Annotated in this window: 20 protein-coding genes; 10 read left to right on the top strand and 10 right to left on the bottom strand. The window is 65.8% G+C overall.

Features of this window, described 5'->3' with window-relative positions:
• Positions 1-597, top strand: coding sequence for a CHAP domain-containing protein (locus CH306_RS20265; protein ID WP_032394360.1), 597 nt, complete (start codon positions 1-3; stop codon positions 595-597).
• Between the two features lie 9 nt (positions 598-606).
• Here the strand turns inward: CH306_RS20265 and CH306_RS20260 are convergent, their stop codons facing one another.
• Entirely contained in the window at positions 607-1470 is an 864-nt protein-coding gene (locus CH306_RS20260; protein ID WP_094647737.1) for a GGDEF domain-containing protein, read from the bottom strand.
• Positions 1471-1617: 147 nt separating this feature from the next.
• Here CH306_RS20260 and CH306_RS20255 point away from each other — a divergent pair, with 147 nt between their 5' ends.
• On the top strand, positions 1618-2415 hold the full coding sequence (locus tag CH306_RS20255; protein WP_094647735.1) for a MerR family transcriptional regulator: 798 nt from the start codon (positions 1618-1620) through the stop codon (positions 2413-2415).
• A gap of 529 nt (positions 2416-2944) precedes the next feature.
• On the opposite strand, the gene CH306_RS20250 is transcribed toward CH306_RS20255, so the two are convergent.
• The gene (locus tag CH306_RS20250; protein ID WP_094647733.1) at positions 2945-4159 is read right to left on the bottom strand and encodes an MFS transporter; all 1215 of its coding nucleotides are present in this window, start codon (positions 4157-4159) and stop codon (positions 2945-2947) included.
• A gap of 293 nt (positions 4160-4452) precedes the next feature.
• Here CH306_RS20250 and CH306_RS20245 point away from each other — a divergent pair, with 293 nt between their 5' ends.
• Genes CH306_RS20245 through treZ form a run of 4 tightly spaced genes read left to right on the top strand, consistent with a single transcriptional unit; the run spans position 4453 to position 13093 of the window.
• Positions 4453-6588, top strand: coding sequence for an acyltransferase family protein (locus CH306_RS20245; RefSeq protein ID WP_094647827.1), 2136 nt, complete (start codon positions 4453-4455; stop codon positions 6586-6588).
• A gap of 56 nt (positions 6589-6644) precedes the next feature.
• Positions 6645-8942, top strand: coding sequence for a glycogen debranching protein GlgX (gene glgX, locus CH306_RS20240; RefSeq protein WP_094647731.1), 2298 nt, complete (start codon positions 6645-6647; stop codon positions 8940-8942).
• A 3-nt stretch (positions 8943-8945) separates the two neighbouring features.
• A complete protein-coding gene (gene treY / locus CH306_RS20235) occupies positions 8946-11321 on the top strand; it encodes a malto-oligosyltrehalose synthase (RefSeq protein WP_094647729.1) in 2376 nt (791 codons plus the stop codon).
• The gene (gene treZ, locus CH306_RS20230; RefSeq protein ID WP_094647727.1) at positions 11318-13093 is read left to right on the top strand and encodes a malto-oligosyltrehalose trehalohydrolase; all 1776 of its coding nucleotides are present in this window, start codon (positions 11318-11320) and stop codon (positions 13091-13093) included. Before treY ends, treZ begins: the two co-directional genes overlap by 4 nt.
• Here the strand turns inward: treZ and CH306_RS20225 are convergent.
• The gene (locus CH306_RS20225) at positions 13066-14613 is read right to left on the bottom strand and encodes an MFS transporter (protein ID WP_094631693.1); all 1548 of its coding nucleotides are present in this window, start codon (positions 14611-14613) and stop codon (positions 13066-13068) included. The two genes, treZ and CH306_RS20225, sit on opposite strands and share 28 nt — an antisense overlap.
• 132 nt (positions 14614-14745) lie before the next feature.
• Between CH306_RS20225 and CH306_RS20220 the strand changes: the two genes are divergently transcribed.
• Positions 14746-15270, top strand: coding sequence for a TetR/AcrR family transcriptional regulator (locus CH306_RS20220; RefSeq protein WP_032394688.1), 525 nt, complete (start codon positions 14746-14748; stop codon positions 15268-15270).
• 29 nt (positions 15271-15299) lie between these two features.
• Here CH306_RS20220 and ilvA read toward each other — a convergent pair whose 3' ends face one another.
• The gene (gene ilvA / locus CH306_RS20215; RefSeq protein ID WP_032394689.1) at positions 15300-16655 is read right to left on the bottom strand and encodes a threonine ammonia-lyase IlvA; all 1356 of its coding nucleotides are present in this window, start codon (positions 16653-16655) and stop codon (positions 15300-15302) included.
• Positions 16656-16725: 70 nt separating this feature from the next.
• Positions 16726-17160 carry a nitroreductase family deazaflavin-dependent oxidoreductase gene (locus CH306_RS20210; RefSeq protein ID WP_032394369.1) on the bottom strand — a complete coding sequence of 145 codons (435 nt, stop codon included), beginning with the start codon at positions 17158-17160 and terminating at the stop codon, positions 16726-16728.
• Positions 17161-17317: 157 nt separating this feature from the next.
• On the opposite strand from CH306_RS20210, the gene CH306_RS20205 reads away from it, so the two are divergent.
• Positions 17318-17587, top strand: coding sequence for a hypothetical protein (locus CH306_RS20205; protein WP_094647725.1), 270 nt, complete (start codon positions 17318-17320; stop codon positions 17585-17587).
• Here the strand turns inward: CH306_RS20205 and dnaE are convergent.
• The 4 genes from dnaE to lspA all read right to left on the bottom strand — a co-directional run bounded on the left by dnaE (position 17558) and on the right by lspA (position 23461).
• Complete coding sequence (gene dnaE, locus CH306_RS20200) at positions 17558-21094, bottom strand: DNA polymerase III subunit alpha (protein ID WP_094647723.1); 3537 nt, start codon at positions 21092-21094, stop codon at positions 17558-17560. The two genes, CH306_RS20205 and dnaE, sit on opposite strands and share 30 nt — an antisense overlap.
• Before the next feature lie 146 nt (positions 21095-21240).
• Entirely contained in the window at positions 21241-21906 is a 666-nt protein-coding gene (locus tag CH306_RS20195) for a hypothetical protein (RefSeq protein ID WP_094647721.1), read from the bottom strand.
• On the bottom strand, positions 21906-22832 hold the full coding sequence (locus tag CH306_RS20190) for an RluA family pseudouridine synthase (RefSeq protein WP_032394372.1): 927 nt from the start codon (positions 22830-22832) through the stop codon (positions 21906-21908). Before CH306_RS20190 ends, CH306_RS20195 begins: the two co-directional genes overlap by 1 nt.
• Complete coding sequence (gene lspA / locus CH306_RS20185; RefSeq protein WP_094647719.1) at positions 22829-23461, bottom strand: signal peptidase II; 633 nt, start codon at positions 23459-23461, stop codon at positions 22829-22831. Before lspA ends, CH306_RS20190 begins: the two co-directional genes overlap by 4 nt.
• Before the next feature lie 89 nt (positions 23462-23550).
• Here lspA and CH306_RS20180 point away from each other — a divergent pair, with 89 nt between their 5' ends.
• On the top strand, positions 23551-24513 hold the full coding sequence (locus tag CH306_RS20180) for a hypothetical protein (protein WP_256981217.1): 963 nt from the start codon (positions 23551-23553) through the stop codon (positions 24511-24513).
• On the top strand, positions 24510-25253 hold the full coding sequence (locus tag CH306_RS20175; protein WP_094647717.1) for a hypothetical protein: 744 nt from the start codon (positions 24510-24512) through the stop codon (positions 25251-25253). Before CH306_RS20180 ends, CH306_RS20175 begins: the two co-directional genes overlap by 4 nt.
• 96 nt (positions 25254-25349) lie before the next feature.
• Here CH306_RS20175 and CH306_RS20170 read toward each other — a convergent pair whose 3' ends face one another.
• Positions 25350-25835 carry a hypothetical protein gene (locus CH306_RS20170; RefSeq protein ID WP_176459229.1) on the bottom strand — a complete coding sequence of 162 codons (486 nt, stop codon included), beginning with the start codon at positions 25833-25835 and terminating at the stop codon, positions 25350-25352.
• Positions 25836-25880: the final 45 nt, after the last annotated feature.

The following is a 25880-nucleotide window of genomic DNA, read 5'->3' as shown; positions in this document are numbered from 1 at the left end:
ATGAGCATCGACGCCACCGCGCGGACCCGACGACGGTGGCCGCTGTGGGTGGCAGCCTGCACGGCTGTCGTCGTGGTCGCGGTGGTCGGTGTTCTGTGGCTGGCACCGAGCCGGTACCTCCCATGGGACACCGAAGCATTCCCTGAGGTGAATGCCGGCGAGTTGACCACCGATCAGGCCCGGGTGGTCGAACTCCTGCGCACCGAGCACGAGCTGCAGCGGCCGGGAACGTTCTACGCCGAAGGCATCGACGAAGCGTGGTGCGCCGATTTCGTCAGCTGGATCATGAAGGAGGCGGGACTGCCGCTGTCGAATCCTCATTCGGGTTCGTGGCGCATACCCGGCGTCTACACCCTGCAGGAGTTTTACCAGGAGCAGGGCCGATTCGAGGCCGTGGGCGACTACACGCCATCGGTGGGCGATGTGGTGCTCTACGACAACGCCAGCTGGGCCGGCCAGCACACCAACGTGATCGTTGCGGTCGAGGGCGGCGAGGCCATCACCGTCGGAGGCAACGAAGCCGGCAAGATCAGGGTGCACACACTGAACTACGCATCCGATTCCGGGGTCGTCGGATTCGGCCGGCTGCAGAGCTGACGGTCGTCATCAGGGCGCTTCGTACGCCTCGCCGTACGAGCGTGCACCACCGTCTCGTTTGGCCCTATAGAGCAGCATGTCCGCGCGGTCGAAACAGTCGTCGACGGACTCCCCCGCGCGCAGGGTCGTGTAACCGGCCGAGAAGGTCTGTCCGTCGGGCACGACCGCCGAGAGCTCGGCCAGCACGGCCGACATGGTCGTCGAATCCACCCCGGGCATCGCGAGTGCGAACTCCTCGCCGCCCCACCTGGCGATGGAGACCCGGCCACCGAGAAGGTCCTGCGCAGCAGCGGAGAACCGAACCAACAACCGATCCCCCCGTCCGTGCCCGTACCTGTCGTTGTACGACTTGAACCGATCGAAGTCGATCATCGCCAGAGCCAATGCGAGGTCGGCACCACGGGGTGTCGTCAACTGATGCAACCGATCTCGCCATCCACGTCGGTTGAGCAAGCCGGTGAGGGCATCGGTCTGCGCGGCTTGACGGAGGTCGTCCTCGACGCGCCGCCGGTCGGTGGTGTCGTGTACGACGGCCATCGTCCACCGAATGCCCCCGGGGCCGGGAACCTCACTGGCCGAGACCCACCCCCACCGGACCGTGCCGTCGGCATGCAGGTAGCGCTTCTCGACATGAACCGATTCCCCGCGCGCCTTTGCGTCGTCCATGATCTGTTCCATCGCGGCGTGCTGAGCCAGATCGTCGGGATGGGTGAACTCACGCGAGGACCGGCCGGACAACAGATGGCGCGGACAACCGACGATGGCCGCATACGCCTCGTTCGCGAGAACCAACAATCCGTTCTCGTCGGCCAGGGCCAATCCGACTGTGCTGGCCTCGAACATCTCCCGATACCAACGATCGGTGTCGACCATCTTCAGCCGGGTCTCTTCCTCGAACTGTGCGAGCCACGTCGAATCGCACGGACCACCGAGACTACTCGGTGCGTCGTATCGGACTGCTCACGAGCAGGGCGCGGCCGATCTTGACCTTGACGTAGCGTCACGGTTCACACTGAACACATGAGAATCGGATCCCTGGCCGAGGCCGCCGGAACGACACCTCGAACCGTGCGTCACTACCACCGTCTCGGCCTGCTCGGTGAGCCGCGCCGACTGTCGAACGGCTATCGCGAGTACACGATCGACGACGTGGTTCGACTGATGAGAATTCGCTGGCTCGCCGATGCCGGAATGCCCCTCGGTGCGATCGCAGCCGCCCTCGACCGGTCCGCTACGGACGAGAGCGACGTGGTCGCCGATCTGCGCGCTCTGCTCGCGGCTATCGAAACGGAACAAAAAGCTCTGGCGCACAGGCACGCTCGTTTGTCGGCCCTGCTCGACGACGCCGTCGAGCAGCGTCCACTGACGGCCCTGCCGCGAGATGCGGCCGACACACTGGCTGCGTTGATCGATACTGCCGCCGAGACCGACCGAGACGCGTTGCTCCGTGAGCGTGACCTGCTCGAGGTGATGGCGATCTCGGGCACCGTCCCCACGTCGTTCTTCGAGACGATGACCGCGACGCTCGACGATCCCGGAACTCGTCTGAAGTACCTGGCGCTCCTGCGCAGATTCAGCGCGCTCGAAGGCCGAGGCGTCGACGATGCCGCAGGTGACATCGATTCTCTCGCAGCAGAATTGGCGTCGGTGCTCGATATCCACGCTCTCGTCTCGACGGAGCCCGACGTCCCTGCCCACGAGAGCGGCCCGCTGAGCATCGACGACATCGTGCCCGATCCTGCTCAGCGCGCAGTGATCATCGAGGCCATCGCGCGTCTGGAGACCGGCGAACCCATCCGCCCCGGTGGTGCTCGATGACGGTCCACACTCCCGTCCAGGTCGGCCGATGGCACGCATTGCTGCTGTGGGCGCGGGGACGGCATGCCCCGGTCGACTCGGACTCCGCAACGTTCACGGCAGTGCGTGGAACCCTTGCCATACCTGCGATGTTCGGCATCGTCACCGTCATCGAGATGGTCGTTCTGCATCTGCTGATTCCGGTGCTGTGGATCAGTGCAGTGGTTGCCGCCCTGTCGGCGGCGTCATTGCTGGTACTCACCTCGTCGGTCGCGCTGGCCCGCGTCCATCCTCATGTTCTCTCGCCGACGACACTCACTCTGCGATCCTCCGGGAAGGTCGTCGCGACGGTGAACCGAGCGACCATCGTCTCCGCCCGAATCCACCGCCGTTACGGAGTCGTGTCGCCGGCTCTCGACGGCGGCCGACTGGTACTACCGAATCAGGACGGAACCACCGTCGACATCGACCTGTCCTGTGCCACAACAGTTATAGTGCCCGCACCTCTGAAGCGATGGAGGGTCGACGGCACTGCCGACTCCTTCAGCCTTCAGGTCGACGATCCCGCAGCACTCGTCGCAGCGCTCGGTCGGCTCGCTCCCGCCACCGGATCCGTATCGGCGCGTCGGAGCAGACCGGTCGCGAACAACAGAACCGTCAAGGCCAGCGCGGTGATGACGGAACCGGCCCAGATCGGCGAGGTGTAACCGAGACCGGCCGAGATCGTCACACCGCCGATCCACGCGCCCAACGCGTTTCCGAGATTGAATGCGGCGATGTTCGCGCCGGATGCCATCGTCGGAGCGTCGGATGCGAACGACATCACCCGCATCTGCAGTCCAGGGACCGTCGCGAAACCGAACGCACCCATGAGCACGAGAGATGCGATCGTCGCGGGACGACTCTCCGCGGTGAGCGCGAAGAAGACGAGAACGAAGGTCAGTGCACCGAGCAGAATCGTCAGCGTGCCGGTGAGGTTGCGGTCTGCCGCCTTGCCGCCGAGGTAGTTGCCGACGAACAATCCACCGCCGAACAACACAAGAAGCCACGGCACCGAACTCGACGCGAAGCCACTGACGTCGGTGAGCGTGAACGCGATGTACGTGAACGCACCGAACATGCCGCCGTACCCGAGCACTGTGACGGCGATGGACAGCCATACCTGCACCGACCGGAACGCGCGCAACTCGCGACGCAGATTGCTCACCTCGTCACTCCCGGTATCGCGAGGAACGAGGGTGGCGATACCGATCAACGCGACGATGCCGATCACCGTGATCGCCCAGAACGTCGAGCGCCAACCGTGGTTCTGACCCAGGAACGTCCCGAACGGAACTCCGAGGACGTTGGCGGCGGTCAGACCGGCGAACATCATGGATATGGCTCCTGCCTTCTTCTCCGGTTCGACCAGGCTCGCCGCGACGACGGCACCGATGCCGAAGAACGCTCCGTGACACAGCGCTGCGACGACGCGGCCGAACAGCATCATCTCGTAGCTGCTCGACAGTGCGGAGACGAGATTGCCGACGATGAACAGGCACATCAGTGCGAGCAGGACGTTCTTGCGAGGAAACCGTGTCACGGCGGCGGTGACGATCAGGGCCCCGACGACGACGGAGAGCGCGTAGCCGGTGATGAGCCAGCCGGCGGTGGCCTCGGTGACCGCGAAATCGGCCGCGACTTCGGGCAGTAGGCCCATGATGACGAATTCGGTCAGACCGATTCCGAATCCCCCGATGGCGAGGGCGAGCAAGCCGAGTGGCATGTCTGAACTCCTGAATGGAAGATGCGTACACATTTATCGAGCTATCGCGTTTAGTTGCACGCGCTTGATAAATGCTTGCATACGCCTCATACATGCGCAAGCCGGTCATGCGTGGCTGCACCGAAACCGTCCGCGAACTGGGACTATTGCCGCAAGGCAGACTCCGAGGGGTACTTCACCTCACGTACACGTATTGTTTCCCCCTGAATCCCGATTTCACCGGAGTCGGGTACCAACCGTCCGCGACCCCCGACCGAGTGGTCGATACACAGCCGGGAAGTCACTTCTCCTCCATGCACGTACCCCAGAGCAGCGCCGATACCTCGGCCGCAGTTGCCGTTCCGGCTCAGGGGGACGCAGCTCCGCCGTCGAGCGAACCGCGTCGGCCACCACAGCGACACGACCTCAACGGCCTGCGCGGTGTCGCCATCGCCCTCGTCGTCGTCTTCCACATCTGGATGGGTCGAGTGTCGGGCGGCGTCGATGTGTTCCTCACCCTGTCCGGCTTCTTCTTCACTGCATCTCTGCTGAGATCGGCCGAGTCCGGCGCGAGCCTGAACCCGATCACGCGTATCTCGCGAGTACTGCGCAGACTCGGGCCGCCACTGCTGATCACCTTGTTCACGGTGGCCGTCGCATCGGTGTTCCTGCTTCCCCGGACCCGATGGGCCGACCTGGGCGATCAGCTGGTGGCCGGTGTCTTCTACTTCGTGAACTGGCAGCTGGCGACGACGGCGAACGACTACCTTGCGGCCGACCCCTCGGTGAGTCCCGTTCAGCACCTGTGGTCGGTGGCCGTGCAGTTCCAGTTCTACCTACTGGCCATTGCCGTCGTGTTCGGTCTGGCATGGGTTCGGCGTGTCGCGCGACCCGAGGGACCACGAAGTCTTCGACCTGTGACGTTCGCGGTGATTTTCGCCGTGATCGCGGTGGTGTCTTTCGTGTACGCAGCAGACGGTGTTCGACGCCACCAGGCGTGGAACTACTACGACACCGGGGCGCGGCTGTGGGAGATCATGCTCGGGGCCGCAGTCGCAGCCGTGTTCGCCGCACGCAGCGGCAAACCGGCGGCCGGGCCGTCTGCCCGCGACACCCGAACGTGGTCGACCGCACGCGGGGCCCTTGCCGTTGTCGGCATCGGTGTCATCGTCGCGTGCGGCTTTCTCGTCGACGGTGTTGCTGCTTTTCCGGGGCCTCTGGCCCTGATCCCGGTGCTGGCCACCATCGCGCTGATCGTCGCCGGTTCCGAGACGGCCGTCGCGGCCACGCTCTCCAACCGCTTCTTCGCCTGGCTCGGATCCATCGCGTTTCCGCTCTACCTGTGGCACTGGCCGCTGCTGATCTTCTACCTCTCGGCCACCGATCGGTCCCACGTCGACATGCTCGGCGGCCTCGGCATCGTCGCTGCCTCGGTCGCACTCGCATTCCTCACCGTTCGTCTGGTCGAGCGGCCCACGCAGTCGACCACGTTCACCCCGGCACGCATCGCGGTGACCGCGTGTGCGGTGGTGGCCGCGATCGCGGTCACCGCGAGTTCGATCGGGTGGAACGCCTACATCAGCCGCTCGATCGACGCCGTGCAAGCCAACGGATCCATCGACGAGCTGACCCACCCGGGCGCGCTCGAGTTGACCGACGGGATTCGTGCGGACCCCGTCGACGTGATCCCGCCCCTGTATTCGGCCCCGGAGGACCTGCCGGCCACCACCATCGAGGGCTGCATCGCGGATTTCGAGACCCGGGAAGCGATCTCGTGCTCCTACGGCGACGTCGACGCGACCCGAACCATCGTGCTGGCGGGCAGCTCGCATGCCGAACACTGGGTCACGGCCCTCGACGCCCTGGGACGTGAACACGGCTTTGCGGTGGTCACTTTCCTCAAGATGGGATGCCCGCTGAGCGTGAACACGATGCCGATGCTCGGCCCGAACGAGTACCCGGATTGCCTGGACTGGACTCGGACCGTGCTCTCCGACATAGCCGACATGCAGCCGGACTACGTGTTCACCACCGCCACCCGGCCTCGAGAGGACGCCCCCGGCGACTTCACTCCCCCCTGGTACGCCTCGGTGTGGCAGCAATTGACCGCGGACGGCGTCGGGATTCTCGGTATCCGAGACACCCCGTGGCTCGCCTACCGGGCCATCGACTGCCTCGCCGACGGCGGCACGGCCGCCTCGTGCGGTATCCCGAGGGACGAGGCGTTGGACCCCGTCAACCCGGCCCTTGCCTCCTCGTTCCAGCTGCCCGGGTTCTCTGCTCTCGACCTGTCCGATGCCGTGTGCGACGACACCGTGTGCCGCGTCGAGCAGGGCAACGTTCTGATCTACCGTGACGAACACCATCTCACCGCGACCTACGTGCGAACCCTCACCACCGAGCTGGGCCGACAGATCGGATCGGCCACCGGGTGGTGGGCCGGACCGTGAGCGGGGCGGCTCGCGCTCGGTAAGCCCGGGCCCACCCGCCACAGTAGGGTTGATCCATGCTGCACGAAGCCTCCGACGACACGCCTGCCATCGCAGTATGGCCGGGATCCGCTTATCCACTGGGCGCAACCTACGACGGAGCAGGAACCAACTTCGCCTTGTTTTCCGAGGTCGCGGAGGCGGTGGATCTGTGCCTGATCGCCGAGGACGGCACCGAGACCCGTATCCGTTTCGAGGAGTCCGACGGCTACGTCTGGCACGCGTACCTGCCCACGGTGGTACCGGGTCAGCGCTACGGCTATCGCGTTCACGGCCCGTGGGATCCGGCCGCCGGGCATCGCTGTGATCCGAGCAAACTGCTCGTGGATCCGTACGGCAAGGCGTTCGAGGGAACGTTCGACGGTGACCGATCGCTGTTCTCGTACAGCATGGACGCCCCGGCTCCCGAGCCCGAGTCCGAGTCCGAGGTACGGATCGTCGAGGAAGCCGCGGATTCGCTCGACGTCGAGGTCCCGTTCGAGGACGCCGCCGATCTCGCCGATCCCGACGACGAGATCATCGAGGAAGCCCCCGTCGCGCACGACGAGGTGCCGAACAACGACTTCCCCCAGCATGATTCGCTCGGACACACGATGACCACCGTCGTGATCAACCCCTTCTTCGACTGGCAGGCCGATCGCGCTCCCAAACGCCCGTATCACGAGACGGTGATCTACGAGGCCCACGTCAAGGGCATGACGATCAACCATCCCGACATCCCCGAAGCCGAGCGCGGCACCTACGCGGGCCTGGCGCACCCGGTGATCATCGACCACCTCAACCACCTCGGTGTCACGGCCATCGAGCTGATGCCGGTGCACCAGTTCATGCAGGATCAGGTTCTGCTGGACAAGGGATTGCGAAACTACTGGGGCTACAACACATTCGGTTTCCTCGCCCCGCACGCGGAGTACTCCTCGCTGCAGTCCCCCGGTGCCGCGGTCACCGAGTTCAAGGCCATGGTCCGTTCGTTCCACGCCGCCGGCATCGAGGTGATCCTCGACGTGGTCTACAACCACACCGCCGAGGGCAACCACATGGGCCCGACCATCAGCTTCCGCGGCATCGACAATGCCGCGTACTACCGGCTCGTCGACGGCGACCTCGAGCATTACATGGACTACACCGGTACCGGCAACAGCCTCAACGCGCGACACCCGCACACGCTGCAGCTCATCATGGACTCGCTGCGCTACTGGGTCACCGAGATGCACGTGGACGGATTCCGATTCGACCTCGCGTCGACGCTGGCGCGCGAACTGCACGACGTCGATCGTCTGAGCGCGTTCTTCGATCTGGTGCAACAGGATCCGGTCGTCAGCCAGGTGAAGCTGATCGCCGAGCCCTGGGACGTGGGCGAGGGCGGCTACCAGGTCGGCAACTTCCCCGGCCTGTGGACGGAGTGGAACGGCAAGTACCGCGACACCGTGCGCGACTACTGGCGGGGCGAGCCGGCCACACTGGGTGAGTTCGCATCGAGACTGACCGGATCCTCGGATCTGTACGAGGCCACCGGCCGTCGCCCCGGTGCCAGCATCAACTTCGTCATCGCGCACGACGGGTTCACGCTCAACGATCTGGTGTCGTACAACGACAAGCACAACGACGCCAACGGCGAGGACAACAACGACGGCGAGAGTCACAACCGCTCGTGGAACTGCGGCGTGGAGGGCCCGACGGACGATCCGGAGATCCTGGACCTGCGTGCCCGCCAGATCCGCAACATCATGGCGACGTTGCTACTGAGCCAGGGCACGCCGATGATCGCGCACGGCGACGAGATGGCGCGCACCCAGCAGGGCAACAACAACGTCTACTGCCAGGACTCCGAACTGGCCTGGATGGACTGGTCGTTGGCCGAGAAGAACGCCGAACTGATCGAGTTCACCCGCAACGCGATCGCGCTGCGCGCCGAGCATCCGGTGTTCCGACGCCGACGGTTCTTCGAGGGCCGCCCCATTCGAACCGGCGAGCAGGCTCGAGACATCGCCTGGCTCACCCCCGCGGGCGAGGAGATGACCCCGGAGGACTGGGACAGCGGATTCGGCAAGTCGCTCACGGTGTTCCTCAACGGCGAGGGAATCCCGGAGCCGAACCAACGCGGTGAGCGCGTGGTGGACGACTCGTTCCTGTTGTGCTTCAACGCACATCACGAGACCATCGAGTTCGTGACCCCCGACGGAAACTACGCCAAGGAGTGGACGGTGGCGCTGAACACCGCGTCGCGAACCGGGACAAGTGAGAAATCGATCGAAGCGGGTACACCGGTGGAAGTCACCGCTCGTTCCTTGCTCGTTCTACGAAAGACTGCCTGACACATGCCGCTGCCCACCAGTACATACCGGTTACAACTGCGGGGCGATGCCTTCACCCTTGCCGACGCCTCGGACGTGGTCGATTACCTGCACGACCTCGGGGTCACCCACCTCTACCTCTCGCCGATCCTGACGGCGACGGACGGGTCGACACACGGTTACGACGTCACCGACACCTCGACGGTCTCGGCCGCACTGGGAGGCCGAGAAGCATTGACGCAGTTGCATTCTCGTGCCGCCGAAGTGGGCATGGGGATCATCGTCGACATCGTGCCCAACCACGTAGGAGTGGAGGACCCGCGGCAGAACGCATGGTGGTGGGACGTACTTCGTCGCGGTCGTGACTCCGAGTACGCGACGTACTTCGACATCGACTTCGGAGCCGACAACGGAGTCGACGGCAAGATCGCCATCCCCGTTCTCGGGAGCGCGAGCGACGTCGGCGAGTTGACCGTCGACCGCTCCGAGGACCCCCCTCTGCTCGCGTTCTACGAGCACCGCTTCCCCATCGCCGACGGCACCGACAGCGGCGATGCGCAGGCCGTACACGATCGCCAGTCGTACCGACTGGTGAGCTGGTCCGACGGGCTGATCGGGTACCGACGTTTCTTCTCGGTGAACGGTCTGGCGGGAATCCGGCAGGAAGACCTCGACGTCTTCACCGACTCCCATCGACAGGTGGCAAGTTGGATCGAGGACGGTCTGATCGACGGACTTCGCGTCGACCATCCCGACGGCCTGGCCGACCCCGCCGGCTACCTCACCGAGCTCCGCGGACTTCTCGGCCCCGACCGGTGGTTGGTCATCGAGAAGATCCTGGCCGACGGCGAACCGTTGGACGAATCGCTCCCCGTCGACGGGACGACCGGATACGACGCCTTGTCCGCGGTCGGCGGAGTGTTCGTCGACCCCGAGGGCGTGCATGCACTCACCGCGTTGTCCCAGGTGCGTTCGGGCATCGCCTACGACAGCGAGACGCTGCACGAGACCGAACTGGACCTCAAGACCGGGGTCGCCCGCGGCGATCTGTCCCCGGAGGTGCGACGCCTCGCGCGGGCCGTCGTGCGCGAATCCGGCACCACCGTCGATCTCGAGTCCGTCATCGACGCGATCGTCGCCGTCGTCGCGGCCGTCCCCGTCTACCGGACCGACTACGCGCCGCTCGCTCGCGTGCTGCCCGGCGTGATCGCGGAGATCGGCGAGGAGCAGCCCGAATTGGCAACCGGCCTCGGCGCGTTGACGACGGCTCTGATCAGCGGTGCCGAATCGCCGGTGCGCTTCGATCAGGTGTGCGGTGCCGTCACGGCCAAGGGTGTCGAGGACTGCCTGTTCTATCGTGCGAACCGGCTCATCTCGTTGCAGGAGGTCGGCGGTGATCCCAGCCGATTCGGTTGCAGCACCGAGTTCTTCCATCTCACCAATGCGGACCGCGCGAAGCGTTGGCCGGCGGCGATGACCACGCTGTCGACCCACGACACCAAGCGCGGCGAGGACGTGCGGGCACGCATCGGCGTGCTGTCGCAGACTCCCGAACTGTGGGCCCGCTGTATCACCGACTGGGAAGAACTGACCCCGAGTCCCGATGGCACCACCGGAATGTTCTTGTGGCAGAACCTGTTCGGAGTCTGGCCGACCGACGGGGTGGTCACGTCCTCGTTGCGTGACCGCGTCCACGCCTATGCGGAGAAGGCGATCCGCGAGGCCGCCCTTCGCACGACGTGGACCGACCCGGACGAGGAGTTCGAGTCCGCAGTACACAGCTGGCTCGACGCGATCTTCGACGGTGCCGTCGCGCGCTCGATGTCGATGCTCGTCGAGAAGCTCGCTCCACACGGCCATTCCGACGCACTGGGTCAGAAACTGCTCAACCTGGCCGGGCCAGGCATCCCCGATGTGTACCAGGGCACCGAGTTGTGGGAGGACTCGCTCGTCGACCCCGACAACCGAAGGCCCGTCGACTACTCGGTGCGTCGATCGATGCTCGCCGCGTCGAACACCGCTGCGCTCTCGATCGACACGGGTGCGGCCAAGCTCGCCGTCGTTCGCGCCGCACTGCACGTGCGACGCGAGCGGCCGAAGAGTTTCGTCGGCGGGACCTACACGCCCATCGTCGCGGACGGATCCGCAGCCGAGCACCTCGTCGGGTTCTCGCGTGGACCGGTTCCCGGAAACGCCGACGTGATCGCACTCGCCACGAGATTCTCCCTCGGCCTGTCCGAGCAGGGTTGGGGTGAGACATCCGTGGCCCTGCCCGACGGCCGTTGGCGCGACCGCATCACCGACGTCGAACACACCGGCACGGTGTCGGTGGCCGAGGTGTTCGCCTCACTCCCAGTCGCACTTCTGGTGCGCGACAACGAAGAAGCGGTGACACAGTGACATCGACAGCAGCGACATCGACAGCAGCGACCTCTTCGGCGACGACACGACGATTCCAGGTCTGGGCACCGACCCCCGAGACGGTCCGCCTCCAACTCGACGACACCGTGCACCCGATGCAGCGGTCCTCGAACGGATGGTGGCACGCCGACGTCGACGCCGCACCGAACTCTCGATACGGCTTCCTGCTCGACGACGCGGACAAGGCGCTCCCTGACCCGCGTTCGCCCCGGCAGCCCGACGGCGTACACGAGCTGTCGCAGGTCTTCGAAGTCGATCCGACGCTGTGGACCGACGCGGCCTGGACCGGACGGCAACTGCCCGGCTCGTCGATCTACGAGCTGCACATCGGCACGTTCACCGATGAGGGCACGTTCGACGCGGCCGTCGGCAAGCTCGATCATCTCGTCGATCTGGGCGTGACGTTCATCGAGATCATGCCGGTCAACGGGTTCAACGGCGTGCACAACTGGGGCTACGACGGCGTTCTCTGGTACACCGTGCACGAAGAGTACGGCGGCCCGGAAGGCTTGCAGCGCTTGGTCGATGCCTGCCATGGTCGCGGTATCGGTGTCGTTCTGGACGTGGTCTACAACCACCTCGGCCCGTCCGGAAACTACCTGGACCGCTTCGGCCCGTACATGACCGAGGGGGCCAACAGCTGGGGCCAGGCGATCAATTACGCCGAGGCCGATTCGGGCGAGGTGCGGCGCTATGCCCTCGACAACGCACTGCGTTGGTTCTCCGAGTTTCACATCGACGCACTGCGGCTCGACGCGGTGCACGCGATCGTCGACCACACTGCGGTGCACCTGCTCGAGCAGCTGTCGATCGAAACCCGAAGTCTCTCGGCACATCTGGGTCGGCCACTGACCCTGATAGCCGAGAGCGACCTCAACGATCCGATGCTGATCACAGCTCGGTCGGGCGGCGGGTACGGACTCGACGCCCAATGGGACGACGACATCCACCATGCCATCCACGCCGCGGTCTCCGGTGAGCGGCAGGGCTACTACGGCGATTTCGGTTCGCTGCAGGGGCTGGCGAACACGTTGCGGCAGGGGTTCTTCCACGCCGGAACGTACTCGAGTTTCCGTGGTCGCATCCACGGTCGACCACTGGACACCCGGCGCATCCCGGCCAGCTCCCTGGTGACCTACACGACCACACACGACCAGGTGGGCAACCGCGCGATCGGCGACCGTCCGGGCTTCTACCTCTCCCCCGGTCAGCTTGCGATCAAGGCCGCGCTCGTGCTGACCTCGCCCTACACCCCGATGCTGTTCATGGGCGAGGAATGGGGAGCGTCGACACCGTTCCAGTTCTTCACCTCGCACCCCGAGCCCGAGCTGGGCAAGGCCACGGCAGAGGGACGCAAGGCGGAGTTCGCCGAGCACGGGTGGGACAAGAGCGATATCCCGGATCCGCAGGATCCCGAGACGTTCACGCGGTCGAAGCTGAACTGGTCGGAGCTGGGCGACGGCGATCATGCGCGACTGTTGGGCGTCTATCGCGACTTGTTGCGGCTGCGGCGCGACCGGACAGAACTGACCGACCCGTGGCTCGACCACGTGAAGGTGGACTACGACGAGGCTGCGCAGTGGATCGTCGTTCGTCGCGGCCGCATCAGCGTGGTGTGCAACCTGGCCGAATCCGCTGCGACGGTGCCGGTCGGCGGCTCCGCACTACTCGAGTGGGAGCCGACTACCTCGAACGAGACCGGCTCTGCCACCACGGTTCCCGGTCACTCCGTCGTCGTACTGGAGTCCTGACGCCTGCGTAGGTTGACCAGGACGAACACGGCGGTGACGGCGAGAACAACCGCGGTGGCGACGGCCGCGACATGCATGCCCGCTACGAAGGCAGCATGTGCGGAATCGAGCAGAACCGTCGCCACCGAGTCCGGCAATTCACGAGCCACGGCATCCGCGCCGCCGAGTGTTTCGCCTGCCTTGGCTCCGAGCTCGGGGGTCAGCTGGGTGACGTCGATTCCACGACGGAAGATGGCCATGACCACCGTGCCGAGTACGGCGACACCCAACGCGATGCCCAGCTCGTATGCGGTCTCCGACACTGCCGAGGCAGCTCCCGCTCGTTCGGGTTCGACGGAGCTGACGACCAACTCGGAGGTCAGTGTGAGCGCAACACCGACGCCTGCGCCCACGAGCACGAATCCGGCGATGAAGAGTGTCGGACCACTGTCCGTGGCCAAGCCGACCAGGATGCCTGCGCCCGCAGCCGCGACGAACATCGCGACACCGAGAACCGTTCCCGCGCTGAAGTACCGAACCAGGACCGCGACCAGCAACGACGTGACGATACTGGCGGCGGTGCCGGGCAGCAGCAACAGTCCCGCCTCGAGCGGACTGTTGCCGAGGACGAGCTGCAGGTACTGCGAACCGAAGAACAGCACCCCGGCGAGGGCGAAGACCGACAGGAAATTCGTGGCCACACCCGTCGAGAACGCTCGGTTGGCGAACAGCCGCAGGTCGATCATCGGGGCCGCGAGAGTTCGCTGCCGCCGCACGAACACGAACCCGGCGATGATGCCGATCACTGCGGAGAGCAGGTAGACCACGTCGAATCCGTGTGCCGCGGTCTCTTTCACCGCGAACACCACGGGCACGATGGCGAGCATCGACAGTGCCGAGCTCGTCAGGTCGAAGCGCCCCGGGTTCGGATCCTTGGACTCGGGGATGACCAGCGGTCCGAGAGCGATCAGCACGATCATCACGGGGATGTTGATGAGGAACACCGATCCCCACCAGTAGTGTTCGAGCAGCCAGCCTCCGACGAGCGGTCCCGCGGCGGCACCGCCACCGGCCATCGCGCCCCACACTCCGATGGCGGCGACACGCTGACGCGGGTTCAGAAAGATGGTCCTGATCAAGCCGAGGGTCGCAGGCATCAGAGTTGCGCCGGAGATGCCCTGAAGCACCCGGGCCGCGATGAGCATCTCGGCGCTGGTCGACACGGCCGCTACGAGCGAGGCGATGCCGAAGCCCGCGGCACCGATCAGCAGCAATCGGCGACGGCCGATGCGATCGCCGAGTGTGCCCATGGTGATGAGCAGGCCGGCCAGGACGAACGAGTAGACGTCGATGATCCACAGCAGCTGGTTGCTGGTCGGTGCCAGGTCGGAGCTGATGAAGGGCAGAGCCAGATCGAGGACCGTGCCGTCGACGGCGATGAGCAACACGGCGAATGCCAGAACCACCAGACCCAGCCAGTCCTTCGGGGTGGCTCGGTGCTCGGATGCTCCGGTCGCCTCGTGCACCGAACCGGTGCGCATGTCACTCACTGCTGCTCCTACGTTCTGCGCTCGGTGACCGGAACTGGTCCCGAAGCGACGACGAGTACCGACCGTCCAGCCGGTACAGTGATCGAGCGTACCTCCAACCGTCCAGCCGGTAAAGTGACATTCATGTCATCGGACACTCGCGACCGGATACTCGACGCACTCGAAGCGATGCTGATCGAACACGGCTTGACCAAAGTGACCCTCGACAGCGTCGCCGCCGCCGCAGGCGTCTCCAAGGGCGGGCTGCTCTATCACTTCAAGACCAAGGACGCGCTGATTGCCGCTATGGTGCGACGACTCGGTGCCCAGGCCGATCAGCAGCGCGCCGACGCCGCAGCAGGCGGCACCTCGGTGGCCGAGTGGTATCTGCAACCACCCGACTCCATCTCCGAGAAGGAGATCGCCCTGTATCGATCGACCCTGGCCGCGTTGCGCAGCGTCGACGGCAATTCCGGCGAGGTGCAAGATGCCGTCACCGAGATGATGCGGTTGTGGGACGAGGGTCTTCGCACCGAAATCGACGATCCGGTTCAGGCCGAGATCATCCGACTCGTCGGTGACGGCATCTACCTCGGAGCCCTTCTCGATCTCCCGGGCGTCGACCCCGACCTGCACCGACAGGTGGTCGATCGCCTTCTCGGCCGGTGACTGCGCGCCGACAGGCCCGGCGCGCCGGATCAGGTCAGGTAGCGGTAGACCGGTGAACCCGGCTCCAACTGCTCGACGTGCAGGTGAGAATCCCGCATACGTTCGAGCAGCGGGCTCAATCCGCTCGCGAACCCGAGTTCGATGCCGACCAGAGCAGCACCGGTCTCGCGGTTGTTGCGCTTGACGTACTCGAACAGCGTGATGTCGTCCTCGGGGCCGAGCACCTCGTCGAGGAATCGGCGAAGCGCACCGGGTTCCTGGGGGAAGTCCACCAGGAAGTAGTGCTTGAGCCCCAGGTGAACCAGAGAACGCTCGAGGATCTCGCCGTAACGGGACACGTCGTTGTTGCCACCGGACACCAGGCAGACGACGGTACTTCCGGGGGCGATGTCGAGGTGCTCGAGCGCAGCAACCGCGAGTGCGCCCGCGGGCTCGGCGATGACACCCTCGTTCTGGTACAGAGCCAGCATCGCGGTGCAGATCGCACCCTCGTCGATCTGCGTGACCAAGAACGCACCGGGACCCGCACTGTCGAACACGGGCGCAGTGAGCAATGGCAACGACGCGTGCGAGACGACGGTGGCACCCAACGACCGGAGCGCCGCATACGGCACGTCCCCGATGCGGCGGACGGCGGCACCGTCGACGAACGGATCGATGTCGGCGAGCGTGACCGGACCACCGGCGATCAGTGCGGCGGTCATCGATGCGGCACCGGACGGCTCGACGCCCACCAGCGAGGTCTGCGGTGCGCGCTCGCGCAGGTAGCTCGAGATGCCCGCGATGCATCCGCCGCCGCCGACGGGCATGACGACGACGTCCGGCGCGCCACCGAGCTGGTCGACTATTTCGGCAGCGATGGTGCCCTGGCCGGCGACGGTACGGGGGTCGTCGAACGGAGGCACCATGGTGGCACCGGTACGAGCGACATCCTCGGCAGCAGCGGCAGCCGCGGCATCGAACGTGTCGCCGATGACGATGAGGTCGACGAACTCGCCGCCGTGCACCCGGATGCGGTCACGCTTCTGCTTGGGAGTGTTGGCCGGAACGTAGATGCGACCGCGGACCTGCATCGTGCGGCACGCGAATGCGACGCCCTGCGCGTGGTTACCCGCGCTCGCCGTCACCACGCCCACCGCACGCTCGGCCTCGGTCAGCTGGTCCATCAGGTTGTATGCGCCGCGAATCTTGTACGACCGCACGATCTGCAGGTCCTCGCGCTTGAGGTAGACCTTCGCGCCCGTCTCCGCGGACAGCCGTTCGCACAGCTGCAGGGGTGTCGCTGCAACCACCGAAGAAATACGCACCGCAGCGGCATCGATGTCGGCAGCGGTGACGGCTACCGAGGGTGAATGCTGGGAGGCGAGTTCAGGGGATGAAGACACCAGCACATGCTGCCACCAGCGTGGAACGGTTGCCCATCCGGGACCGCTCCACGACCGGACCGATGGCGTTTCAGACGCGGGAGAGTACGAGCACAGGTATCTCGCGGTCGGTCTTCTTTTGGTACTCCGCGTAGTCGGGGTACGCGGCAACCGAGCGTTCCCACCACACTGCCTTCTCGTCGCCGGTCACCTCGCGGGCGATGTAGTCGTGCTTGTCCGGACCGTCCTGAAGCTCGACGAGCGGCTCGGCCTTGACGTTGTGGTACCAGACCGGGTGCTTCGGGGCACCGCCGAGGGAGGCGACGATGGCGTACTCACCATCGTGTTCGACTTTCATAAGCGGTGACTTGCGCAGCTTTCCGCTCTTGTTGCCCTTCGTGGTCAGCAGCACCACCGGCATCCCGTTCATCGTCGTGCCTTCGGTTCCGCCGGAGTTCTCGTACAGCTCGGCCTGCTTGCGGGCCCAGTCGGATGAACTCGGTTCGTATTCTCCTGTCAATGGCATGGCTTTCAGTCAACACCTCGAGGCGTCGGCACGCCACGAGATCGTCGACATTGCCAGGTCCGGACCCCAAGTTCGGCCCACCGAATCTTTTGCGGGTATAGTCTGAACTTCCTGCAGCGGAGACCCGAACCTGCCGGTGGCACCAGAGGAGAACGCGATGACCTACACGAGCACCCAGGTGAGCCGTCGACCCGCTCCGGCCCTACGTACCGCGGACGTGGCGGGCATCGCGTGGCCCGTCTACAAGCTCGAGGCCCTCGCACTCGGGTTCATCGTGTTCACTGCGACGCTCGTCGTTGCCGGCTCCCTGCACGCAGCAGTGCTGGCCGGCGCAGCAGTCGCCGTACTCACCTGGTGGACGCTGCGCCTGACCGAGCTGGGTACGACCGGACCGGCGTCAGCCCGTCAGGCAGCCCGGGCCGAGTAGCGCTTTCAGGTCCCCCATCAACGCCGATGTCGGCGTGACGCGCAGACTGTCGTCCAGCTTCATCGTGGTGATCTTGTCGCCACTGACCAAGCGCAGGTGCACATCCGAGGTTCCCGGGTGGCTCGACAGCACCCGCTTGAGGGCACCGACCTTGTCCGCCGTGCACAACCGAGTCGGCAGACTCACCGCGAGGGGCTTGTCGATGCCGATCGCGGACAGATCGGGTACCGCAAGGTCGTTGGCGATCAACGAGATTCGATCGTCGCGCACCGACACGCGGCCCTTGACGAGTACCACCGAGTCCTCGGTGACATCGGCACCGAACACCGAGTACGCCTGCGGGAAGAACAGCACCTCGATACCGCCGGCGAGGTCCTCGAGCTGAGCCGACGCCCACGTCAGGCCGTTCTTGTTGATCCGACGATTCACCGAAGCCAGAATGCCGCCGACGGTGACCTGTGTGCCGTCCTTGATGTCACCCTCGAGGATGGTGGGGATGTTGCAGTCGGACTTCGCGGCGAGCATGTGCTCGACGCCCAGCAGCGGGTGTCCCGAGACGTACAGGCCGAGCATCTCGCGTTCGAGGGCGAGCCGATGCTTGGATTCCCACTCCTCGTCCGGCACCCGAACGTTGAACACGGCGGAGATGGACTCGTCGGCGTCCTCGCCGCCGAACAGGTCGAACTGACCGATCGCCTCGGCCTTCTTGGTGCCCATCACCGCGTCGATGGCGTCGGCGTGGATGAGCATCAGGCCCTTGCGGGGATGATCGAGTGAGTCGAAGGCACCTGCCTTGATGAGGGATTCGGTGACCTTCTTGCTGCACGCGATCGCATCGATCTTGCCGAGGTAGTCGGAGAAGTCGGTGTACTTGGACTTCTCCGATCGCGCCCTGATGATCGAGGCGACAACGTTGGTACCGACGTTGCGGACGGCACCGAGCCCGAACCGGATGTCCTTGCCCACCGACGCGAAGTTGAGTTCGGATTCGTTGACGTCCGGTGGCAGCACCGTGATGCCCAGCTTGCGGCAATCGGCGAGGTAGATCGCGGCCTTGTCCTTGTCGTCGCCGACGCTGGTGAGCAGTCCGGCCATGTACTCGGCCGGGTAGTTGGCCTTGAGATATGCCGTCCAGTACGACACCAGGCCGTAGCCCGCGGAGTGAGACTTGTTGAACGCGTAGCCCGCGAAGGGCAGCACGGTGTCCCACAGCGCCTTGATGGCCGCCTCGGAGAAGTCGTTGTCCAACATGCCCTGCCGGAACCCGGCGTAGGCCTTCTCCAGCTCGGAGAGCTTCTTCTTGCCCATGGCGCGACGCAGCAGGTCGGCCTGGCCGAGGGTGTAGCCGGCCACCTTCTGCGCCAGCTGCATGATCTGCTCCTGGTAGACCACCAGGCCGTACGTCTCGCCGAGAATCACCTTGAGCGGCTCTTCGAGCTCCGGGTGAATCGGCTTGACCTCTTGCCTACCGTTCTTGCGGTCGGCGTAATCGTTGTGCGAGTTCATGCCCATCGGACCCGGCCGATACAGGGCAAGGACGGCGACGATGTCCTCGAAGCCGGTGGGCTGCATCCGGCGGAGCAGATCGCGCATGGCGCTGCCGTCGAGCTGGAAGACGCCGAGAGTGTCTCCGCGAGAGAGCAAGTCGAAGGTCGCCGGATCGTCGAGCGGGAGCGCGTCGAGGTCGATGTCGATGCCGCGGTTGGCCTTGATGTTGTCGATGGCGTCACCGATGACGGTGAGGTTGCGCAGACCGAGGAAGTCCATCTTGAGCAGACCGATGGCCTCGCACGACGGGTAGTCCCAGCCGGTGATGATCGCGCCGTCCTGCGCGCGCTTCCACACCGGAATGGCATCGGTGAGCGGCTCGGACGACATGATGACCGCGCAGGCGTGCACGCCCGCGTTGCGGATCAGGCCCTCGAGCCCCTTGGCCGTCTTGTAGATGGTCGCGACGTCGGGGTTGGAGTCGATCAGGGCCCTGACCTCGACGGCTTCCTTGTAGCGCTCGTGCGCCGGGTCGGTGATGCCGGCCACGGAGATGTCCTTGGCCATGATGGGCGGCGGAAGTGCCTTGGTGATCTGATCGGCGATTCCGAAGCCGGGCTGGCCGAACTGCACGCGCGCGGAGTCCTTGATGGCGGCCTTGGTCTTGATGGTGCCGAACGTGATCACCTGGGCCACTCGATCGCTGCCCCACTTCTCGGTGGCGTAGCGGACCATCTCACCGCGGCGACGATCGTCGAAGTCGATATCGATATCGGGCATCGACACGCGCTCGGGGTTGAGGAATCGCTCGAACAGCAGACCGTGCGGCAATGGATCGATGTTGGTGATACCCATCGCGTACGCGACGAGAGAGCCCGCGGCCGAGCCTCGACCGGGCCCGACGCGGATGCCGACGGCCTTGGCGTGGTTGATCAGGTCGCCGACGACGAGGAAGTACGCCGGGAAGCCCATCTCGAGAATGACCTTGATCTCGTACTCCGCGCGCGCGAGGTAGTCCTCGCCCGGGCCGTCGGGGAACCGCCGCTCAAGCCCGGTCATGACCTCGTGGCGCAACCACGTTCCCTGCGTGTGTCCCTCGGGCACGGGGAAGATCGGCATCCGGTCGCGGTGCGCCCACACCTCGTCGTAGGGCTGCGCCCGCTCGGCGATGAGCAGGGTGCTGTCGCATGCACCGGGCACCTGATCGTCCCAGAGCTCGCGCATCTCGGCGGCGGACTTGAGGTAGTAGCCGTCACCGTCGAACTTGAAGCGAGTGGGGTCGCTGAGCGTCTTACCTGTCTGGATGCACAGCAGCGCCTCGTGGTTCTCGGCGGCGTCCTTGGTGACGTAGTGGCAGTCGTTGGTCGCCAGCGGCGGGATCGAGAGCTTCTTGCCGATGTCGAGCAGACCTTCGCGGACGCGTCGCTCGATGGACAGACCGTGATCCATCAGCTCCAGGAAGAAGTTGTCCGGCCCCCAGATCTCGCGCCACTTCGCGGCAGCCTCCAGCGCCTCACGATCCTGGCCCAGTCGCAGGCGAGTCTGCACCTCCCCCGACGGGCAGCCGGTGGTGGCGATGATGCCCTCGGCGTGCGAGGCGATGATCTCCTCGTCCATCCGGGCCCACTTGCCCAGCTGCCCTTCGATGGAGGCGAGGGAGGACAGCTTGAACAGGTTGCGAACTCCGGTGGCGTTCTCGGCGACCATCGTCATGTGCGTGTACGCACCGCTACCGGAGACGTCGTCGGACTTCTGGCTGCGGTCGCCCCACAGCACGCGCTTCTTGTTGAAGCGAGACTCCGGGGCGATGTAGGCCTCGATGCCGATGATCGGCTTGATTCCGGCCTTCTTGGCCTCGTTGTAGAACTCGCTGGCCCCGTACATGTTGCCGTGGTCGGTCATGCCGACTGCCGTCATCTCCAACCGCGCCGCCTCGGCGAACATCGCCCCGATCTTGGCGGCACCGTCGAGCATCGAATATTCGGTGTGGTTGTGCAGATGAACGAACGAATCGGCCACGAAGGTTCTCTCCTGAAGGTCGTGCGTTGTCGACAGTACGAGCCGCGAACGTACTCACTGTAAGCGGTCGAACCGACAGATTTTCCACGCTGCCGGTGTGTCCTGGGAGGACGTGACGGGTGTGACGGATGCGACGAGAAATCGCCTCATTCGGTCGGCACGAGACCGTCGTCGGGAAGCGGCCCGACGACGTCGACGTACTCCGGCAGAAGCGGCTCGACCGCGAACTTGCCGGACACCGCATCCGGCGGAAGAGCTTGCACCGCTCGCACATCGGGCCGGCCGGCCAGCTCGGTGAGCTCGGCAGGGGTCCCGCGCACCACCACTGTCACCACACAGGCGCACCCGTCGAGCAGACGTCGCTGCGACACTGCGGCGATCTGCGCCTGCCGGTCCCCCACACCGAACGACGCCGCCGCCAGGCTCGCTGCACGCGCGGTCGAATTCAGTACCGAGCGCTCACTGCCGGGTACACCCACGGTGAGTATCGGAGTCTGCACGCGGTCGAGCGGAACACGCACCAACACCTGCGAGATACGGACGCCGTCGGCGACAGTACGAACCTGTTCGGCGGTGAGTTCGCGATCGAACGACACCGAGCCCCATCGAGGTTCGGTGGTGTCGCTGCGCAGACTCTCCTCGGCGCGGGCCAGGTACTCGGCCACCTGCTCGCCACTGTCCGGGCCGAGGCGGTCGGTACTCACGATCGACTGTCGTACCGGATTCAGGTGCCCGATCACGGCGAGCGCCCCGATCACGAGTGCCGCGACAACGACGCCGCCGAGCACTCCGGAGACTCCCCTGCTGCGCATCACGCCTTCCGAAGCACCTCGAGTGCGTGCTCGAGGTCGGCCGGATACTTGCTCTCGATCTCGACCCAGCGGCCGTCGGACGGATGCGCGAAGCCGAGCGAGCGAGCGTGCAGCCACTGCCGTTCCAGGCCCAACCGTTCGGCCAGCCGTGGATCGGCTCCGTAGGTCAGATCGCCGCAGCACGGATGCCGCAGCGCCGAGAAGTGCACCCTGATCTGGTGCGTACGACCGGTTTCCAGGTGCACGTCCAGCAAGCTCGCGGCCTGGAACGCCTCGACCGTGTCGTAGTGGGTGACGCTGGGCTTGCCGTCGGCTCGGACGGCGAACTTCCAGTCGTTGCTGCCGTGTCGACCGATCGGGGCATCGATCGTTCCACTGCTCGGATCCGGGTGGCCCTGCACCAGTGCGTGGTAGCGCTTGTCGATGGTCCGCGCCTTGAACGCCCGCTTGAGCACGGTGTACGCCCGCTCGGACGTGGCGACCACCATGACCCCGGACGTGCCGACGTCGAGGCGATGGACGATGCCCTGCCGCTCGTGCGCACCGGAGGTCGAGATACGGAATCCGGCGGCCGCGAGACCACCGATGACGGTGGGGCCGGTCCAGCCGACACTGGCGTGTGCAGCGACCCCGACCGGCTTGTCCACGGCCACGATGTCGTCGTCGGCGTACAGGATTTCCATCCCCTCGACCGGCTCCGCCTCGATCGTCAACTCACGGGCGGGCTCGGGCAGCGTCACCTCGAGCCACGAACCGGCGGCCAGCCGGTCGGACTTGCCGACGGCACCGTGATCGACCAGAACCGAGCCCTCCTCGGCGAGGGTCGCGGCGACGGTACGCGAAAGCCCGAGCAGCCGAGCCAGACCGGCGTCCACCCGCATTCCGTCCAGGCCGTCGGGGACGGGCATCGAGCGCGATTCCCTCACTTGTCGGCCTCGCCTGCGGCGTCGGAACTCGACTTGCCGGCTCGTTCACCGTTCGGCTCGAACCCGAACAGGCTCAGGACGACGAGCAGGATGGCACCACAGACGATGGACGAGTCGGCCACGTTGAACACCGGCCACCAGCCCACCGACACGAAGTCGACGACGTGTCCCTGGAACGGGCCGGGTGCACGGAAGAAGCGGTCGATCAGGTTGCCGAGTGCGCCGCCGAGAACGAGACCCAATCCCAGTGCCCACCACGCCGATCGCAGCGTCCGACCGATCTTGATCACTCCGATGACGACCGCGACGGCCACGACCGTGAGCAACCAGGTCATTCCGGTGGCCATCGAGAACGCCGCACCGGGGTTGCGTACCAGCCGCAGCGTCACGACGTCTCCGACGATCTCGATCGGGTTGCCGGGCTCGACGTAGTGCACGACCAGAATCTTGGTCACGAGATCGAAGAGAAGAATCACGGCCGCGATCACGATCAGCAACCGCGTCTTGAGCGGCTTCGAAAGTCCAATCTCGGCGCTGTCGGCTTCGGTCACCTGCGAGTCCGCGGTCTCGTTCGGTGCCGGAACACTACTCGTCTCGGCTGGCGGATCGTCGGCGCGGTCTTCACTCACCTGTCCATCATGGCGTATGGACGGCGGTGGGTCCTCATCCGTGCCGCGCACCACCGGTCACCGCGGGCGGTGTCAGTAGCCTGGTGCGCGTGAAGACGACCGATCGAAACCGCACCGTCCGCTCCGGTTTTCTCGCTGCCTGCTGTGCAGTGGCACTCGTCGCCGGATGTTCGAGCACCGACGCCGACACCGATCCAGCTCCCGATCAGGCCGCGTCCTCGAACGAGGTGACGATCGCCGTGACACCGACGAACACGACGGTCGTCGACCCCGGTGCCGAGCCACGGCGCGTGCTGGCTTTCGACACCTCCGACTCCGACGAGCAGACCGTGGACCTGACCACCACATCCACCGTGTCGCAGCAGATCGACAACGGTGCTCCGCAGGACTTCTCGAGTCCCGATCTGACCGTGCCCCTGTCCGCGTCGACGTCCGAGACCGTGCCGGACGACGACGCTGCTACCGGCGCGACCAGATCCGTCGAGCTCACCATCGGAGCTGCGACGTCACCCGACGAGGGACTGACCGACGCACTCGCCGCCTCCGAGGGCTCGACGGCGCGGCTGGCGAGCACCGACTCCGGAGCGATCACCGCACTGCACATCACCCCCGCCGACGCCGCGCTCGATACCGCCCGCGCGGCGATCGAACGGTCGTTGAACGCCGCGGTGTACCGCTCCGTCGACTTCCCCGACGCAGAGGTGGGAGTGGGCGCGGTATGGACGGTCGATCAGCAGGTACTGAGCGGCATCACGTTGAACCAGCGCAGCACTGTCACGCTGCGGGCGCTCGACGGTGACCGAGCGACCCTGGACGTCGCGATCACCCAGACGCCCGAATCGTCGACATGGAACCTGCCGGACAACGCCGGCACGCTGAACATCGCGACGTACACCTTCACCGGCTCGGGAACGCTGGAGATCGATCTGACCCGTCCACTCCCCGTCGGCGGGTCGATCACTGCAGGTGGTGAGCAGATGTACACCGATCCCGACAGCACGACGGTGCTGCGCCAGACCGTCGGAGACTCCATCGGCTGGGCTGCCCGATGACGGCGCGGACCACGACGCAGCTGCTGGCGGCGCTGGCGCTGGTCGGCGTCGCCGCGGCCGGGTGCGGTGCAGACGAGCCTGCCCCGAGCCCTGCAGCCGCACCCAGCTCCGTCCCCGCGCCCGATCCTCTGCTCGGCACCCCCATCACCGACTCCGGCGTCCTGGCCGCGGCGATGTTGGGTCTCGGCGACCTCCCGGACGGGTTCTCCTCGATCCCCGACCCGGTCCAGGATCTGGGGCTCGACCCGGCTCCCGAGTACGACTCCCCCGACAGGTCCGGTACCGACCCGGCCGAATGCGCCGCTGTCCTGGCTCCGATCTCGGAGCAGCGGGGCGGGGCGACGTCTACCGCAGTCGCCCGCTTCTCGGGACCGAACTTCTCGTCGATCGACGAGGATGCGGCGAGCTACTCCGATACGGGCACGGCCGAGGCGTTCACGGCGATTCAGCAGGCGTGGGCAGGGTGCACGACGTTCAGTGGTACGGATGCGGACGGGGTGAGCGTCGACTACGTGCTGGCAGGCCGGGAGCAGTCGTCGGTCGGTGACGCATCGGCCTCGGTACGCCTGACCACCAGCAGTGAAGGGTTCACCTTGATCTCCGACGTGGTGGTGGCCGTGGTCGATTCGACGGTCGTCCAGATCGTCGTCTCCGATCGGAGTGGCCTGGAACCCGATACGGTCACCGCTGTCGCCGAGGCGGCCGTCGAGCGCATTCGATCGGTGACACCGAGCATGTGAACCGGGCGGTCGTCCCACGAAAAACTGCCGGTGACACATCCCCGAGGGGACATGTCACCGGCAGTTCTACTGTCGGTCAGAGACGATCGGCAGGACTCAGGGTGCGGGGCACGCCGGGCTGGTCAGCTGAGCGAGCGAGACGATGCCGCAGGCGTTCTCCTTGGAGAGCTTCCACACGCCGTCCTCGGGGACGAACTGGAAGGTGCCGGGGTTGGCCTGGCCGTTGAGCGTGATCGTGATGCCGGCATTGAGAACGCCGGTGCCGAGATCGTCGATGCTGGTGATCTCGATCTGGGCGTTGTTGGCCACTGCAGCGGCGGCGACCTGGTTGATCAGATCCGGATCGGCGGATGCACCCTGGATCAGGGCGGCCTTCTCCTCGACCGGAACGTTGGGATCGAGCCCGCGGGCGAGCTCGGCGTTCAGCTCTTCGACGGTCGGAACCGGGGGGTACGCACCGGCGTCGGGAGCGGCAACCGCAGAGGTGGTGACAGCCGTCGTGGTCGCGGTCGGCTCGTCACCGCCTTCCGAGCTGCAGGCGGTCATGGTGAGCGCTGCGGCGATGGCGATGCCGGCAACCATTGCCCGTCGGGTGTTGCGAAGCTTCAAGTGCTTGTCCTTTTCACT

This window comes from Rhodococcus sp. 15-725-2-2b (genome assembly GCF_002259075.1).
GTDB lineage: Bacteria > Actinomycetota > Actinomycetes > Mycobacteriales > Mycobacteriaceae > Rhodococcoides.
This window is presented reverse-complemented; position numbering and strand designations above follow the sequence as displayed.